The 16952-nt window shown below is 45.2% G+C and carries 18 protein-coding genes and 1 pseudogene; 16 read left to right on the top strand and 3 right to left on the bottom strand.

The window, feature by feature from the left end; genetic code table 11:
* Positions 1-7 precede the first annotated feature (7 nt).
* On the top strand, positions 8-799 hold the full coding sequence (minD, locus tag DXD06_RS14180; protein WP_117832658.1) for a septum site-determining protein MinD: 792 nt from the start codon (positions 8-10) through the stop codon (positions 797-799).
* 15 nt (positions 800-814) lie between these two features.
* Positions 815-1096, top strand: coding sequence for a cell division topological specificity factor MinE (gene minE / locus DXD06_RS14175; RefSeq protein ID WP_022045712.1), 282 nt, complete (start codon positions 815-817; stop codon positions 1094-1096).
* A 67-nt stretch (positions 1097-1163) separates the two neighbouring features.
* On the opposite strand, the gene nagA is transcribed toward minE, so the two are convergent.
* Together nagA and nagB are read right to left on the bottom strand one after the other, a co-directional pair.
* On the bottom strand, positions 1164-2273 hold the full coding sequence (gene nagA / locus DXD06_RS14170) for an N-acetylglucosamine-6-phosphate deacetylase (protein WP_117832656.1): 1110 nt from the start codon (positions 2271-2273) through the stop codon (positions 1164-1166).
* Positions 2274-2302: 29 nt separating this feature from the next.
* A complete protein-coding gene (nagB, locus tag DXD06_RS14165; protein ID WP_055262615.1) occupies positions 2303-3046 on the bottom strand; it encodes a glucosamine-6-phosphate deaminase in 744 nt (247 codons plus the stop codon).
* 249 nt (positions 3047-3295) lie between these two features.
* Between nagB and DXD06_RS14160 the strand changes: the two genes are divergently transcribed.
* From DXD06_RS14160 to DXD06_RS14135, 6 genes are all read left to right on the top strand, one after another.
* Positions 3296-4057: an SGNH/GDSL hydrolase family protein gene (locus DXD06_RS14160; RefSeq protein WP_117832654.1), complete on the top strand. Its 762-nt coding sequence runs from the start codon at positions 3296-3298 to the stop codon at positions 4055-4057.
* A complete protein-coding gene (locus DXD06_RS14155) occupies positions 4047-4922 on the top strand; it encodes a MurR/RpiR family transcriptional regulator (RefSeq protein ID WP_055262617.1) in 876 nt (291 codons plus the stop codon). Before DXD06_RS14160 ends, DXD06_RS14155 begins: the two co-directional genes overlap by 11 nt.
* Positions 4915-5880, top strand: a complete 966-nt coding sequence (locus DXD06_RS14150) for an ROK family protein (RefSeq protein ID WP_117832652.1) — start codon at positions 4915-4917, stop codon at positions 5878-5880. The genes DXD06_RS14155 and DXD06_RS14150 overlap by 8 nt, the downstream gene beginning before the upstream one ends.
* On the top strand, positions 5874-6227 hold the full coding sequence (locus tag DXD06_RS14145) for a hypothetical protein (protein WP_117832650.1): 354 nt from the start codon (positions 5874-5876) through the stop codon (positions 6225-6227). Before DXD06_RS14150 ends, DXD06_RS14145 begins: the two co-directional genes overlap by 7 nt.
* 3 nt (positions 6228-6230) lie before the next feature.
* Positions 6231-6911: an N-acetylmannosamine-6-phosphate 2-epimerase gene (locus tag DXD06_RS14140; protein WP_117832648.1), complete on the top strand. Its 681-nt coding sequence runs from the start codon at positions 6231-6233 to the stop codon at positions 6909-6911.
* A gap of 242 nt (positions 6912-7153) precedes the next feature.
* Positions 7154-9097 (top strand): TaqI-like C-terminal specificity domain-containing protein, encoded by a 1944-nt coding sequence (locus DXD06_RS14135; RefSeq protein ID WP_147343639.1) that lies wholly within the window; start codon positions 7154-7156, stop codon positions 9095-9097.
* Between the two features lie 111 nt (positions 9098-9208).
* On the opposite strand, the gene DXD06_RS14130 is transcribed toward DXD06_RS14135, so the two are convergent.
* A complete protein-coding gene (locus DXD06_RS14130) occupies positions 9209-9721 on the bottom strand; it encodes a hypothetical protein (RefSeq protein WP_117832645.1) in 513 nt (170 codons plus the stop codon).
* 121 nt (positions 9722-9842) lie between these two features.
* Between DXD06_RS14130 and DXD06_RS14125 the strand changes: the two genes are divergently transcribed.
* From DXD06_RS14125 to DXD06_RS14090, 8 genes and pseudogenes are all read left to right on the top strand, one after another.
* Entirely contained in the window at positions 9843-10472 is a 630-nt protein-coding gene (locus tag DXD06_RS14125; RefSeq protein ID WP_243001116.1) for a type IV toxin-antitoxin system AbiEi family antitoxin domain-containing protein, read from the top strand.
* Positions 10472-11386: a hypothetical protein gene (locus DXD06_RS14120; protein WP_117832642.1), complete on the top strand. Its 915-nt coding sequence runs from the start codon at positions 10472-10474 to the stop codon at positions 11384-11386. Before DXD06_RS14125 ends, DXD06_RS14120 begins: the two co-directional genes overlap by 1 nt.
* Positions 11387-11396: 10 nt before the next feature.
* Positions 11397-12797 (top strand): aminotransferase class I/II-fold pyridoxal phosphate-dependent enzyme, encoded by a 1401-nt coding sequence (locus tag DXD06_RS14115; RefSeq protein WP_199535230.1) that lies wholly within the window; start codon positions 11397-11399, stop codon positions 12795-12797.
* Between the two features lie 33 nt (positions 12798-12830).
* Positions 12831-13460 (top strand): guanylate kinase, encoded by a 630-nt coding sequence (locus tag DXD06_RS14110; protein ID WP_055066733.1) that lies wholly within the window; start codon positions 12831-12833, stop codon positions 13458-13460.
* Positions 13451-13891, top strand: coding sequence for a YaaR family protein (locus DXD06_RS14105; protein ID WP_055066734.1), 441 nt, complete (start codon positions 13451-13453; stop codon positions 13889-13891). Before DXD06_RS14110 ends, DXD06_RS14105 begins: the two co-directional genes overlap by 10 nt.
* A gap of 23 nt (positions 13892-13914) precedes the next feature.
* A complete protein-coding gene (locus DXD06_RS14100) occupies positions 13915-14904 on the top strand; it encodes a DNA polymerase III subunit (RefSeq protein WP_055066735.1) in 990 nt (329 codons plus the stop codon).
* A 1-nt stretch (position 14905) separates the two neighbouring features.
* Positions 14906-15775, top strand: a pseudogene (locus DXD06_RS17735) (PSP1 domain-containing protein); the annotation flags it as partial.
* Between the two features lie 415 nt (positions 15776-16190).
* Entirely contained in the window at positions 16191-16940 is a 750-nt protein-coding gene (locus DXD06_RS14090) for a tRNA1(Val) (adenine(37)-N6)-methyltransferase (protein ID WP_199535232.1), read from the top strand.
* Positions 16941-16952 lie beyond the last annotated feature (12 nt).

The raw sequence follows: 16952 nt of genomic DNA, 5'->3' as shown, positions 1-16952 counted from the left end.
AAGTTTCATGAGCGAAGTAATCGTTATCACATCAGGAAAGGGTGGTGTAGGTAAGACCACAACCACAGCAAACATTGGTACAGGTCTTGCACAGTTAAACAAGAAAGTTGTAATGATTGATACCGATATCGGACTGCGTAACCTGGATGTGGTTATGGGTCTGGAAAATCGTATTGTATACAATCTGGTAGATGTTGTGGAAGGAAAATGCCGTATCCGTCAGGCACTGATTAAGGATAAGAGATATCCGGAATTATGTCTTCTTCCGTCTGCACAGACCAGAGATAAGGATGCAGTGACACCAGAGCAGATGGTTGCACTGATCAATGAACTTCGTGAAGAATTTGATTATATTTTACTGGATTGCCCGGCCGGTATCGAGCAGGGATTTAAGAATGCGGTAGCAGGTGCGGATCGTGCACTGGTTGTTACGACACCGGAAGTATCTGCGATCCGTGATGCCGACCGCATCGTAGGACTCCTTGAGGCAAACGAGATGAAACGGATTGACCTGATTGTAAACCGTCTGCGTGTGGATATGGTAAAACGCGGTGAGATGATGACAGTAGATGATGTAACCGATATTCTGGCAGTAAACCTGATCGGGGCCGTGCCGGATGATGAGCAGATCGTTATTTCCACAAACCGTGGTGAGCCACTGGTTGGAACCAACTGTCTGGCAGGAAAAGCATATTCTAATATCTGTCATCGTATTATGGGAGAAGAAGTTCCATTCCTGAACCTGAATGAGAAGCAGGGGGTATTGGAAAAATTAAAAGATATCTTTAAGAAGAATTAGAGGGGGGTACTTATTGTGGGAATAATGGATTTATTTAAGAAAAAGACTTCCGGCAACGTCGCAAAAGACCGCCTGAAGCTGGTGCTGGTTTCTGACCGTGCCAACTGTTCTTCCGAGATGATGGAGATGATGAAGAATGACATTATTGAAGTGATCTCACGTTACATGGATATTGATGCGGAGGCGCTTGATGTAAAAATCACCGAGACAGAGTCCGATTCCAATAACGGAACGGTACCGGCACTTGTTGCTAATATTCCGATCCGTGATATGAAGCATCGTCCGGACCCGAGATAGAAATTACAGAGTACATAAGAAAATGCCCGGCAGGTTCCTACTTGCCGGGCGTTTTTACAACAGGGGTTTATATGATACGAACAATGTTCAGATCGGAATCAAGGAGAAGGACATCAGCTCTTGCACCAGGCGCAAGAGTGCCGATGGTATGTTCTAACCCGATACTTTTTGCCGGATTGTAGGTGGCAGCTTTGACAGCGACAGCAAGTGGAATGCCAAAATTTACTGCATTTTTCATACAGTCAAAAAGGTTTGTTGCTGAACCGGCAATAGTTCCGTCTTTTAAGGTGGCGAGCCGTCCCTTTTTCGTTACAGGTTGTCCTCCGAGTTCATATGTTCCATCGTCCATACCTGTGGCACGCATGGCATCACTGATCAATATCATGCGGTCTTCGCCAAACATACGAAAGGTATTCCGGATAACAGATGGGTGGATATGTATGCCGTCACAAATTATTTCGGCCATGGCATGTGGGCAGTCAGTGGCTGCACCGATAATACCTGGATTCCGGTGATGCAATGGTGGCATGGCATTAAATAAATGCGTGACATGACTGGCTCCCGCAGCGAAAGCGTTTTGGGCAATTTCATAGGATGCCGTGGAATGACCGAGGGAGATGGTCAGCTGGGAATGAAATTCCCGGATAAAAGCATCCGCGCCTGAAAGTTCCGGTGCAATCGTAATGATGCGGATTTTGTTATCGCATGCCTGGGAAAGACGTCGGAACATATCGATATCCGGTGCGCGAAGATAGCTTGCTTTTTGTGCACCTTTTTTTTCAGGAGAGAGAAATGGTCCTTCCATGTGGATTCCTGCGATAAAAGCATGGCTATTGTCATCTGGAATTTCGCGCGTCGATGCAAAGGCTGTCAGCAACTGGTTTTCCGGTAAAGTCATGGAGGTTGGACAAAAAGCTGTTACGCCGCAGGAACGAAGATATTTTGCAATTTTTAAAAGTCCTTCCGCGCTGCCGTCACTGAAATCACATCCCATAGCACCGTGAATATGGATATCGACAAGTCCTGGAATTACATACAAACCGGATGCATCAATAATGGTGTCATCTGTCGTATCAGCAGAATCCATTGCGATGCGATGGGTATCGCTATCAATATGCAAATCTTTTGTCAGGAAAGATCCGCTTTCTTCCCAGACAAGTCCGTTTTTTATAATCATAAGGAACTCCTTTACAAAAGCAATAAATATTAAATAAGATTTTTTTCAATGATACGTGATAGTGCAGCTTCATCGGCAACAATGGAAACATCATCGTGCAGCTGCAGTATGGATGCGGGCACCTGGGGAGTAATTGGACCAAACAGGGACTGATACAGGGCATCTGCTTTTCCTTCTCCATTTGCGATTAACAGGATATGTTTTGCCTCCATAATATTTTTGATTCCGGTCGTATATGCGTGAGTAGGAACTTCATCAATGGAATCAAAAAAACGGGCATTTGCCTGAATGGTTGTTTTTGTCAGTTCTACACAGTGGGTTTCTTTTGCAAATGTATCGGATGGTTCATTAAAGCCAATATGTCCATTGTTACCAATACCAAGAAGTTGTAAATCAATGCCGCCAAGCTGGTGGATAATCGAATTGTAACGGGTACATTCTTTATCAACATCTTCTTCCATACCATTTGGAATATAGGTATTTTCCGGTTTGATATTTACATGATCAAAAAGATTGTGACGCATGAAATAAGCGTAGCTTTCCGAATTGGATGCGTCAAGTCCTTTGTATTCATCCAGATTGATGCTGTGGATCTGCGAGAAATCCAGATCCCCTTTTTTATACCAATTGATGAGCTGTTTATAAGTTCCAATTGGCGAGGAACCTGTGGCGAGACCAAGTACTGATTCTGGTTTCAAAATCATCTGTGCGGAGATAATATTTGCTGCCTTGCGGCTCATTTCATCATAATTTTTTGTTTTGTAGATTCTCATAAATGTCCTCCTTGTTATGGTTCTCGTTTATTTGAGAATAATTATAGAATTAAAAACCCAAAAAAGCTATATCTTTGAAGAAAACGGAAAGAACTATCAAAAAATGGAGTGAAAACACAAATATAAGGAAGTATAGGAACTGTTGCGGAAACTACTTTCAGAAATTATGACTAAAGATTGTATTTTATAGGTAGATTCGCTATAATTGCATGTAAAATAAAAAAGGCAGGCATAAGTGGAGAAAATGGTATGGTGGGAACAAGTGAGAATATTGGGAATTACAAACAAAGAACCGTCAGGATCCGATTGGTGAAACTGACGGAAGAACAATATGGCAATGTGTGGATCACAAATCTTATTACGGATGCCCCGGTTACAAGAGATGCAATTCCATCCCGCCATTTGCTTTTCATAGGAGATTCGCTTACCGCTGGATATGGAGTGGATGGAATAAATGGGATTAGTGCATTCCGGACAGCGGATGAAGATGTGACTAAAACTTATGCATATCAGGCAGCAGAGATGCTTCATGCAGACAGCAGGATTGTTGCATATAGTGGGAATGGGGTATTATCCCGCTGGATTGCCCCGGAGCAGGATACACCTTATACGAAAAACATTCTTCCCGAAATTTTTCCCTATATACAAAACGAAGTTCCAGATCTGATCGTGTGTAATCTGGGGACGAATGATGCAAGTTATGTGAGGCAGATTCCTTCCCGCGAGCGTGCGTTTGTAGAAAAATATACGGATTTTATACAGCAGCTGAAGAAGGTTTTTGCTGATGCGAAAATGCTTCTGCTTTATGGTCTGATGGAACAGACATTATGTGAAAAAGTACAGGAAACCGCGCAGCGATGTGGCACAGAGTTTCTGAAGCTTCCGTTGCAGAATCCGGTCAATGGCATGGGAACAGATGGGCATCCGGGTGCCAGGACGCAGCAGGAAATTGCGTTATATGTGGAAAGATATATGGAACAGATGATGATGTGGAGAACAGATGAACGATGATTATATGATCTCATTTCAAAATGAGACAAAACAGACAATAGAAGCATCCTATAAAAAAATGACAGCGGTTGAACGCAGTGTGGCAGATTTTTTTATTGGTAATAAAGATGATATGGATTTTTCTTCTAAAAATATATCCCGTGTGCTGTATGTATCTGAGGCTACTTTGTCAAGGTTTTCCCAGAAGTGCGGATACAAAGGATATCGGGAATTTATTTTTTCTTATGAAAGAGACTTAAAATTTGAACAAAAAAGCGAGGGAACAGAAAAGGATGTCGGATTATTTGCGCGTCGCGTACAAAATTCGTACCAGAAACTGTTACAGGAAAATTTTCGGATTCTTGATGAGGAGCAGGTCCGGCGGGTGGCGGGAATGCTTAACATCAGTAAACGTGTACTGATTTTTGGAATCGGAAATTCCGGTTATGCAGCGGAAGAATTCCAGCTGCGTTTCATGCGTATCGGGATGGATGTTAATGCAGTTACAGATTCCCATATGATGAAGATAGGTGCAGCACTGGCGGGGGAGGAAACACTTGTGATTGCCATTACGTTAAGTGGGGAGACGGCAGAAGTGTTAGAAAGTATTCGGATCGCCAAAAGCAGAGGTGCAAGTATTATATGCATAACAGCAGTTTCCGGGTCATCCGTTGCAAAGGAATCGCAGGAAGTAATTCAGGTAGCAGCATTAAAAAATCTGGATACAGGAACAAAAATTTCACCGCAATTTTCGATTTTAGCAATTATGGATGTTTTATACTCTTATTATTTTGCAAATGATTCTTACTTTAAAACACAAAAATATAAGGCAACCCTGTCTGCTATTCGTGCAAAAGGGGAACACACGGAGGATAAAGATGAATAAAAAAAAGTATATTGGAATTGATATTGGAGGAACGGCAGTAAAGATTGGAAGTGTAGATGAAGATGGCACGATTCATGCAACAGAAACTTATGCCGTAAATTTTGATGGATATGAAACACCTATTTTGCAGACGGTAGTGAAGAGCTGCCATAATTTTTTGGAAAAATATCGTGAGAATGCTTCTGAATATGCAGGAATCGGGGTGTCAGCAACGGGAGCAATCTCTACAAAAAAAGGAGTGGTCGAAGGAACCGCAGGACATATTAAAAACTGGATCAACAGCCCGATTCGACAGGTGATGGAGGAGGAATTCCATATTCCGACAGAAGTGCTTAATGATGCGAATGCAGCGGCTCTTGGGGAAGCGTGGATTGGTGCTGCAAAGGGCAAAAAAGATGTTGTCGTTGTCACGATTGGAACAGGTGTAGGTGGCGGCATTCTCATGAATGGAAAGATTTTGCTCGGAGCAAGTGGATTTGCGGGTGAACTTGGACATATTCCGGTGCAGTATGAAGGGGAAATGTGCACTTGCGGAAATCGGGGATGTCTTGAGCATTATGGATCGACTTCAGCACTGGTACGAAAAGTCCGTTGGGCAATACAGGAAGGTGCGATTGCAGGGGCAGCAGATACACCAGTTGATGGGCGATGGATTTTTGCACAGGCAGCGACAGGAAATGTGGTGGTGCAGAAAATCCTGCAGGAATGGATAGAGGTGATTGCTTCAGCGCTTGTTGGATTTGTGCATATGTTTAATCCAGAGCAGATATTAATTGGCGGAGGAGTTTCTGCACAGGAAGATCTTTTTATTGCTCCTGTCAGATCATATGTGATGAAACATGTGATGCCAAATTTTGCAAAAGATCTTGAAATCTGTGCAGCTGCATTGAAGAATGAGGCAGGTATGGTAGGAGCCGTATATTATTGCATACAGCAGGAAAGAGCGTGTGATTGTTGAAAGTAGTTTCCGTGGATGGGGAGATGCCCGGATTGCACTTTCAGAAAGGGGCGATTTTGAATGGGGAATATTATTCTTCTTCAGGACCGGAAATATATGACTGGAAGGTGGAAAATAACCAGTTTGTCGTTAATTGCAGTGCAGTAGAACGCATCAATATGATTGTTGGCGGACCAGTAGCTTTGGGTGTGACCCGGTTGGCGGAACATGGAGTCCCTCTGACAGAAGCATTTTATCCGTTAACAGGAAAAGAAACATATATTCGTGCAGAATGTATAGATGAACATGGGCACACGGCATGGACAAATCCTATCTGGTTGTCAGAATTTGCAAAAAGGAGGAAATAAGAGATGAATGTATTTGATAAAATAAAAGGCGGTTTGATCGTCTCCTGTCAGGCATTGGAGACCGAGCCTCTTTACAGTTCAAAAATTATGGCGAGGATGGCATTTGCAGCAAAAGAAGGCGGTGCCGTTGGAATTCGCGCAAATACACCGGAAGACATTATTGCAATTAAAAAGGAAGTGGATCTTCCGGTGATCGGTTTATATAAAGTAGACTATGATAATTCGGAAATTTATATTACACCAACCATGAAAGAAATTGATGCCATCATGACAGCTGCACCAGATATCATTGCATTGGATGCAACAAACCGAAAACGGCCGGATGGAAGCACCATAGAAACATTTTTCCCGGAAGTGCGTAAAAAGTACCCGGATATGATCTTTATGGCAGATTGTGCGTCTTATGAAGATGGCATGCGTGCACAGAAACTTGGGTTTGACATTGTTGGAACCACACTTTGTGGTTATACGCCGGATACCAAAGGTACAGAAATTCCGTGCTTTCCAATGTTAGAAAAGCTGGCACAGGATTTGACAATTCCGCTGGTTGCAGAGGGTGGAATCTGGGAGTCGCAGCAGTTACAGAAAGCATTTGCGTGTGGTGCATATGCGGCAGTGATTGGTACCGCAATCACAAGACCACGGGAAATTACAAAAAGATTTGTAAATGCAATTACAAAATAAAAGCGATTCACGAATACGAAAAGGAAGCCTGTTTAAAATCGGCTTCCTTTTTTGGTAAAACGGTGCGCAGATTTTATAGGATATACTATTTTCTTGACTAATATTACTGGGAAATGTAAAATATGAAGTAAAATACCACGTTGATTTTTACAGAGCGGAAAATGTCGACAAATACAGAAAATGCCCGGCAGCTTCCGACTGCCGGGCGTTTTTAAAAAGCAGGTAACCAGGAGAATTTGAAATTGCATGACAAATCGTTAAAAGAGTTATGTGGGCAGTTATCCATATCGGCTGCTACCGGCCGTAACTGGGTAAAACTAGGAAAGATAACTCCCCAATATATAAAAAACGGGATGCCCTATTTTGATGAAAAGCATATTGCAATCATAGAAAATGAAATCCGGTCAGGAAAAAATGTGGCATTAAAAAGCCGCAGAAATAAAAAATATGTTTCCGGAAATGCGTTATATCGTTCTTATGTTTCCCAAAACTGCAAGAACCTTACCGTTTTGCAGAAACTGCTCTCCGAGATAACACGGGAACAAATTCTGCTGACCTCTGATGTGATATCCTATTTTGTGGCAGACTGTGCGTTGCAGTTATTCGGGCAGAAACCATTGTTTTTCCAATATCTGCAGGGAAAAATTTCTATAGGGAAATATGACATCTTACTGGATGCATTGATTGGTGACAGACAAAGGGCAATGGATTTCTGTCAGAAATATCCAGCATTTTTTGCACATGAATACATCTGGGAGCCGGGAGAAGACATTCTGGGACTTATATATCTTTCCTGTAAAAATATGAGCAGCCGGAAAGCGCGCGGTTCGTATTATACACCCACAAAAGTTGTAAAAAAGCTGATTTCTCATCTGGATATCGAACATATAGGAAAAGTGTTAGATCCGTGTTGCGGTACCGGAAATTTTTTACTTCAGCTTCCGGAAAGTGTGGATCTGGCAGATATTTATGGCACGGATACCGATGCGGTGAGTATCCGTATCGCACGACTCAATATGGCTCTGAAATATCCGGACGCGGATGTTGAGGAGATCTGCGAACATATTACAGAGAAGAATTTTCTCACAGAATATGACAGAACAGGATTTGATACCATCATTGGAAATCCGCCGTGGGGCTATGCTTTTTCCAATGAAGACAAAGCAGTGTTAAAGACCAGATATGCCACGGCTTCCGGAAGAAATACCGAGTCCTATGATGTTTTTATCGAACGGGCTCTGGAGATTCTTGTTCCGGATGGAACGCTGGCGTTTGTGCTGCCGGAAGCGGTCTTAAATGTAAAGGCACATATGCGCATCCGCACAATTCTGCTTCAGGGAAGTTCTGTAAAATCCCTTACGTTTCTGGGAGATATGTTTGACGGGGTACAGTGTCCCTGCATCCTGTTGCAGCTTATTGCGACCGGAAAGCCTTTGTCAACGGCAGGTATGATGATAGAAGACCGGACACGTACATTTATCATAGCAATGGAGCGGACGGTAGTGCCGGAAAATTTCAGTTTTCGGATGACAGATGAAGAGTATCGTGTGCTGGAGAAAATAAAAAATTCCATTCCCGTCTGTTATCTGGCCAATCATGCAGATTTTGCACTTGGCATTGTTACCGGAAACAACAAAAAGTTTCTCTCCACAGAGAAAACGGAACATTCGGAGATGGTACTGAAAGGTACAGATATTTGCAAATACCACATAAATCCGGCAAAACAGTATCTGCGGTTTGAACCGGAACAGTTTCAGCAGGTTGCACCTCTGGAGATATACCGGGCACCGGAAAAACTGTTGTACCGTTTTATCAGCAATCAGCTGGTGGTGGCTTATGATGACCGGCAGATGCTTTCTTTGAATAGCTGCAACATTGTGATCCCAAAGATCGAGGGAATGCAGATCAAATATATTCTGGCAATTTTAAATTCCAGTGTTTCTCAGTTTGTTTATCAGAAGGAATTCCATTCCATAAAAGTATTGCGGGCGCATATGGAGCATATTCCGATTCCGCGTGTTGGGAAAGCGATACAGAATGAAATTATAGCGATGACCGAGCCGCTGATTTGTGGAATGGGAAAAGAGGCAGCAGAGACTTGCCAGAAACGGCTGGATTGCAGAATCATGGATTTGTTCCGGTTATCCGCGGAGGAACAGTGGATCATCCGGCATGCTTTACATTAACCTATAAAGGACAGAAATGTACAAAAAGACAAAAATAAAGACGATAAACCGAAATAAAGACAAATTAAAGGCATTAAACTATAAAATTAAAGCATAAACGACATTGCAAAATTACTGCTGATTTATCAGACGATTTAATAATGAAAGCAGCTGTTTTTTGTCTTCGGTGTAAATTAACAGACCATTACAGGCGCGAACGATGGTAAGAATCTGCCCGGCAAAGAGATCACTCTGTTCGAATGTATGCAGCAGAAGTTCCTGCATATGGGAGGGTACGGACAGGAAAACGGTCTCTACCTGTTCCATTGGATGGAGGGAGACATTTGCATCTGCAAATAATTTCCCAAGGCATTGTTCCTGTTCCACCTGTGCAGCTGTCTTGTCCACAATAAAAAATCCATCGGCATCCTTCGGCATATGCAAAGACTGGACGGCGCGCTGCACCTGTTTGGTCAGGGCATCCGATGTCGGATACAGAGATTCAAAATAACTCATAAAATCGGCAGCTTTTCGAAAGTGCCGGTTTTTTCCGTTTTGGGTAAGTTCGGTCATGAGAATCCGGCGAATGATGCTTTCGCATGTCTCGCGGGAAGGATTTTTGCGCAGCTGGTTTTTCTGATTCAAAATGGGATCTCCTTTGTTACAGTTTCAGATTATCTTTACTATATACTATTTTCTTGACGAATTCCACAGGAAAAGGTAGAATACGAAGTGAAATACCACGTTAATTTTTATGGAGCGGAAAATGTCGACAAATACAAAAAAGAGTAAATCATCAGAAGAAACATTGGAAAAACTGCGCGCTTTCATTAATGAAAAAGGCGGCATCGTTAAAAAGGAAGAATTTGCGGCACTTGATGTGGATTACCGCAAGATTCTGGAATTTGTGGAAACCGGGACACTGGTGCGGATAAAAAACGGTTATTATACCGACCGGATCGACCGCTTTTCCGAGGAAGAACTGATCGCACGGCTGTTTCCGGATGCGCGTCTGTGCATGGAAAGTGCGCTCTATGCGTATGGATATATCCGGGAAAAGCCTTACGGATGGCACTTAGCGGTGGATAAAAATACATCCAAGTCGCGGTTTAAGATGGATTATCCGAAAGTAATCCCATACTATACAGAGCCGGAAGCTTTGGAACTTGGTTCCACAACGATTGAGCAGAATGGACTGATGTTTCAGATTTATGATAAGGAACGGATGATCTGTGACTGCCTGAAATATGAGGCAAAGCTTGACCGGGCGATTTTCCGGGAGGCGGTCCAGTCCTATATCCGGGACAATGATAAAGACATTTCCATGCTGATGGAATATGCCAGAGCGCGAAAAGTAACAGGAAAGGTACAGAGTCTGATCGGAGTGTGGCTGTAATGAAAGTCGGTGTATGTGAGGCAACAGAACTGAAAAAGAGAAGCGAAATGCTCTCCATTCCATTTGCGGATCTCCTGTGGGGATATGCGGTGGAAGATCTGATGCTGCGTGTCAGTACGTCTGCATACCGCGAATTTTTATGGCTGATGAGCCTGCCGCTTCTGGGGGAAGAGGCATACCGGCAGCGCGCCAAGAAGCGCATCCGCTTTTTTTATAAGGGAAGTGAGGAAGAACTCACGCCGGACAAACTGCAGCCCGGCCAGCGATTATCCATCGCCATGGGCGAACATATCAAAACAACACTGTTTGCAAAAGAAAATGCACAGAAAATCCGTTGGGAAGGTACGGTGACGGCATTGAGCGGCGGAATCCGGCTTAGCATGACCGCCGGGTATTTTGATATGAAAGTTCCGCTGAATATTGAGATCTACAGTTTTGGTGCGGTCAGCCAGATTCCGGGAACCAGGGAAGAAGAACTGATTGCAGTGGGCGGAGGCAGAACAATTTCCTATCTGGTGTATTCGCCGGAGAGTGAACTGAGTTATGATCTGTTTGCGATCATGGACAAGCTGGAACTGATCGGCAGCATGGGAAGTTATTATGATGCATACCGGCTGCTCCGGACACAGCCGCTCAGCGGGCGTTATGTGCTGGAGGAACTGACGGTGCTTACCGCTGCATCTCCGAAGATGCGAAAAGAGCAGAGATTAAAGCAGCTGGACGGATACCGGGCTTACACATATATGCGCAAGCGCTGGGAAAAGTATCTGCGCAACCATGGGCTGGCAGAGGTCCCCTGGGAAGACGCAATCGATCTGATTCTGGTGTTTGTGTCCCCGATCTGGGAGAGTCTTTGCCGCAATGAGATCTTTTTTGATGACTGGATGCCGGAACTTGGCCGGTTCTTAGGATAGTGGAGGAAATATGCTGGAACAAAAACTAAATGAACTGGAACAATCGGACATCTATCCGTTTCATATGCCAGGGCATAAACGGGCATTCCTGCCTTTTGCCAATCCCTATGCCATTGACATTACGGAAATTGAGGGATTTGACAATCTTCACCATGCAACCGGAATCCTGCAGGAGGCGCAGCAGAAAGCGGCAGATCTGTATGGTGCAAAAAAAACGTATTATCTGGTAAACGGAAGCACCTGCGGACTTCTTGCGGCGATCAGTGCAGCAGTCCCACGGGGCGAAAAAATCCTTATGGCGAGAAACTGTCACAAAGCGGTATATCACGCGATGTATCTGCGGCAGCTGGTTCCTGTTTATCTCTATCCGGAAGATACCGCCTACGGCATCCAGGGGCAGGTAACACCACAGATGGTGCGAAAGCAGCTGGAACAGACACCGGATATCCGGGCCGTTGTCATTACTTCCCCGACATACGACGGGGTCGTATCGGATATCAAAAACATTGCGGATACCGTGCATGCATATGGGATTCCGCTGATCGTGGATGAAGCGCATGGAGCGCATTTCGGGTTTTCCCCGGAGTTTCCGGAAAATGCCACAAGGCTTGGTGCGGATGCCGTGATTATGAGTGTACACAAAACACTTCCCGCATTTACACAGACCGCATTGCTGCATCTGTGTTCCGACCGGATCGCGGAGAAAAAGGTCGCACAGTTTCTGGGAATTTATGAGACAAGTTCTCCGTCGTACCTTCTGATGGCGGGGATTGAAAAAAGTCTGCAGATTATAGAAAAAGATCGGGAAATGCTGTTTGCTGCATACAGCAGAAGGCTTGCAGAGTTTCGGGATAAGACCAAAAATCTGAAAACACTGCAGGTATTACAGCCCTCCGATTTTTCAAAACAGGAGGCGTTCTCGTTTGATCCGGGAAAACTTCTGATTCTGACCGGAAACAGCATGAGCGGACAGGCTCTTCAGGAGATATTGCTGCAGGAATATGGTCTGCAGATGGAGATGGCAAGCGGAAACTATGTGGTTGCCATGACTTCCATTATGGATACGGACGAAGGGTTTGCGCGGCTTTCGGACGCACTGGAATGTATTGACGGAACGGTTCATAAGAAGGAAGAGACCAGCGAGATTTCACCGCGGGAGATTTACCGGGAACAAAAAACCGTCATGACGATAGATCAGGCACTGGACGCAGAACAAAAAACGGTCCGGCTGGAGGAAGCCGCAGGAGCGGTGAGCGGGGATTATGTGTATCTGTATCCGCCCGGAATTCCGGTTCTTGTGCCTGGCGAAGCGATTGACGTGCAGACCGTAGAAACGATCCGGCATTGTATCCGGCTGGGCCTGGAGGTAGAGGGACTGCCGGATTTGACGTGTATAAACGTTGTGAAATGACGGCAAATATATTATACTAGAGGAAAGAGATCAATGGGCAAAATTTATTGTGTCATGGGAAAGAGTTCTTCCGGAAAAGACAGTATCTACAGCCGGATTATGCAGCAGGGGAATCCTGCACTTTTACGCATTGTACCGTATACCACCCGGCCTCGCCGAGAGGGAGAGACGGATGGCAGGGAATATGTGTTTACGGATGAGGCACATGTACAGCAGCTGGAAAGCGCAGGCAAGGTGATCGAGCTGCGGGCATATCACACGGTCTATGGGATCTGGAAATATTTTACGGTAGATGATGGAAGAATTGACCTGTCGGCGCACAGTTATCTGTATATTGTGACACTGGAAGGGTATCAGAAAATACAAAGATACTTTGGAAGCTCACAGGTAGTGCCGATTTATATAGAAGTGGAGGATGGCGAGCGGCTGCTTCGGGCGATTGCCAGGGAGCGGCAGCAGAAAACTCCGCAGTATGAGGAAATGTGCCGGAGATTTCTTGCGGATGCAGCCGATTTTTCCGAGGAAAAACTGACAGAGGCAGGCATCACACGACGGTTTATAAATAAGGATATGGAAGGAACCATCCGGGAGATCACGGAATATATCCGGCGGGATATGTCCGGGATGGAGAAACAGGATAAGAGGATTTCTATATGGCGATAAAAGTAAACGATATATCCGCGGTCAATCAGGTACCGGAGGCCACAAAAACAGTAGAAGGCGATGGCTCGTTCAAGTTTACACTTGCAAGTGCGATCACAGATGCGGATCTGCAGGCAAAAGTGGATGAACTGCTCAGTGATATTACGGCGCAGGGAAACCGTCTTGCGGAGCACATGGACATCCGGGATATGAAAAAGTACCGTGGACTGATAAAAGACTTTCTGAATGAAGTAGTTTACCGTTCCCACCGGTTTTCAAGGGAAAATTTTCTTGACCGCAGGGGACGCCACCGGGTATATGGCATTATCCGCCTGATCGATAAGAATCTGGATGAATTGGCAGGCGAACTGGTGGCAGACGAAAAGGATCATATTTCGATTCTGGACCGTATTGGGGAAATTAAAGGACTTTTGCTTGATATTTTGACCTAGACAGATACAAGGAGGGGATGGCTATGGCAGGATTTTCAGACATCATTGGACATGAACAGATCATCGGGCATTTGAAGAATGCAATTGCCCTCGACAAAGTCAGTCATGCATATATTTTTAACGGACCAAAGCTTTCCGGAAAAATGATGCTTGCAGAGGCTTTTGCCATGGCACTGCAATGTGAGGGAGAAGGGACAAGACCATGCCTTTTATGCCGCTCCTGCAAACAGGCGGTGGATCATAATCAGCCCGATATCATCTATGTATCCCACGAAAAGCCGAATACCATCGGGGTGGACGATATCCGTACCCAGATCAATAACGATATTGTGATAAAACCATACAGCAGCCGCTACAAAGTGTATATTGTGGATGAGGCGGAAAAAATGAACCAGCAGGCACAGAATGCATTGCTGAAAACAATCGAGGAACCGCCGGCATATGCTGTCATCCTGCTTCTGACCACAAATGCGGACAGTTTTCTGCCAACGATTTTATCGCGCTGCATTACACTGAATCTCAAAGTGGTAAAAGAAGATGTGATCAAATCTTACCTGATGAAAACGTATCACATTCCGGATTACCAGGCAGATGTCTGTGCCGCATTTTCCCAGGGAAATGTAGGGAAAGCCATTCAGCTGGCATCTTCCGAAGAATTTGGGGAACTGAAAGCATCGGTGCTGCAGCTGATGAAGCGTCTGGAAGATATTGATCTGTATGAAATGACAGCAGCAGTAAAGCAGATTGCAGAGTATAAGCTGACGGTCAATGATTATTTTGACCTCATGATGATCTGGTTCCGCGATGTACTTTACATGAAAGCAACCAATGATGTAAATGGACTCATTTTTAAGGATGAGGTTTATGACATAAAAAAACAGGCAGCAAAGCGGTCGTATCAGGGAATTGAGACGATCATCCGTGCACTTGAGACAGCGAAAGTCCGGATTTCGGCAAATGTAAATTTCGATCTTGTGATTGAGCTGCTGTTACTGACAATTAAGGAGAATTAATATGATAAAAGTGGTAGGAATCCGTTTTCAGCGTGCGGGAAAGATTTATTATTTTGACCCGCTGGATTATGATCTGGAGACGGCGATGCACGTCATCGTGGAGACGGCGCGCGGCGTAGAGATGGGAACAGTGTTGATCCCACCCAAAGAGGTGGATGACGATAAGGTTGTCCAGCCTTTGAAACCGGTGATCCGTATTGCGACAGACGATGACGAAAAAGTTATAGAAAAAAATAAAGAAAAAGAAGCGGAAGCCTACGTGATCTGCAAGGAAAAAATTGCAAAGCACGGGCTGGATATGAAACTGGTTGCAGCGGAATATACATTTGACAACAATAAGCTTTTGTTCTACTTTACGGCAGACGGACGAATTGATTTCCGTGAGCTGGTCAAGGATCTGGCTTCGGTGTTCCGCACCCGTATCGAATTGCGGCAGATTGGTGTGCGCGATGAGACAAAGATGCTTGGCGGTATCGGAATCTGTGGGAGGGAATTGTGCTGCAGATCCTATCTGACCGATTTTGTACCGGTATCCATCAAGATGGCAAAGGAACAGAATCTGTCTTTAAATCCGACAAAAATTTCGGGTGTATGCGGCAGACTCATGTGTTGTCTGAAGAACGAGCAGGAAACATACGAATACTTAAACAGCCGTCTGCCGTCGGTGGGAGATTCGGTAATCACACCGACCGGAATGCATGGAGAAGTGTCCGGTGTTAATGTACTGCGTCAGCTGGTTAAGGTTGTTGTGGATAACGGAGAAGAAAAAGAACTGCAGGAATATGCGGTAGATGACCTGAAGTTTACACCGCGCCGCCGCAGGGATGTCCGTGTAACGGATGAGGAAATGAAAGAGCTGGAAGGGCTTGAGGATAACGGAAGCACGGAGGAAGAAAACGAACGTCCGCAGCGGGAGAACCGCAGGGAAAACAACCGTGGCAAATACCGCAGAGAGCAAAACGATGCGTCACCGGAGACGGATGTCGGAAGCGAAAGCCGTGAGAATCGTGAGAAAAACGATAGCGGCGAGAAACGCGAGTATCGTGACCGCAGTAACTATCGCGGCAAAAAGCGCGAATACCGCGACCGGAATGACAACGGTGAGAAACGCGAGTACCGGGAACGCAGCAATTACCGTGGCAGAAACTACAATCGTGACCGCGGCGAGAATGCAGACCGTGAAAACAGTGGCGGGGGCGGAGAAAAACGCGAATACCGCGGAGAGCGGAATTTCCGGCGGCATCGAAACTACGACAGAAAGAATTATCAGGGTGGAAACAACGAACGTGGAGAACAAAAACGGGGTGACAATCCACAGTCATGAACGACTGGATGAACTTCATAGAAACGGCTACTGGATCATTCAGGATCCGGGACGGTTCTGTTTTGGCATGGATGCAGTGCTGCTGTCCGGCTTTGCGAAAGTAAAGCCCGGGGAACGGGCACTGGATCTGGGTACCGGAACCGGGATCATACCAATCCTGCTGGAGGCAAAGACCAAAGGGGAACATTTTACCGGGCTGGAAATTCAGCCGGAGAGTGCAGATATGGCGGCGCGAAGCGTCGCCTACAATCATCTGGAAGAGAAGATTACGATTGTGACCGGAGATATCAAGGAGGCTTCTGCGCGTTTCGGAGCCGGATCGTTTGAAGTAATCACAACGAATCCGCCGTATATGATCGGGCAGCATGGAATCCAGAATGATGCCAGTGCCAAGACGATTGCAAGGCATGAGGTTCTCTGCGATCTGGATGATATCCTGCGTGAGAGTGCAAAGATGTTAAAGCAGGGTGGACGTTTTTACATGGTACACCGGCCCTTCCGCCTTGCGGAAATTTTCAGTAAGATGGTGGCATATCATATCGAGCCGAAGCGCATGCGGCTGGTCTATCCGTTTGTGGATAAGGAGCCGAATATGGTGCTGATAGAGGGGCTGCGGGGCGGCAAATCCCGTCTGACGGTGGAAAAACCACTCATTGTATACAAAGAGCCGGGGGTATATATGCCGGAGATTTATGATATTTACGGATATTAGGAAGGAGTGCGT

The organism is Roseburia sp. TF10-5 (assembly GCF_003462365.1).
Classification (GTDB): domain Bacteria; phylum Bacillota; class Clostridia; order Lachnospirales; family Lachnospiraceae; genus Roseburia; species Roseburia faecis.
This window is presented reverse-complemented; position numbering and strand designations above follow the sequence as displayed.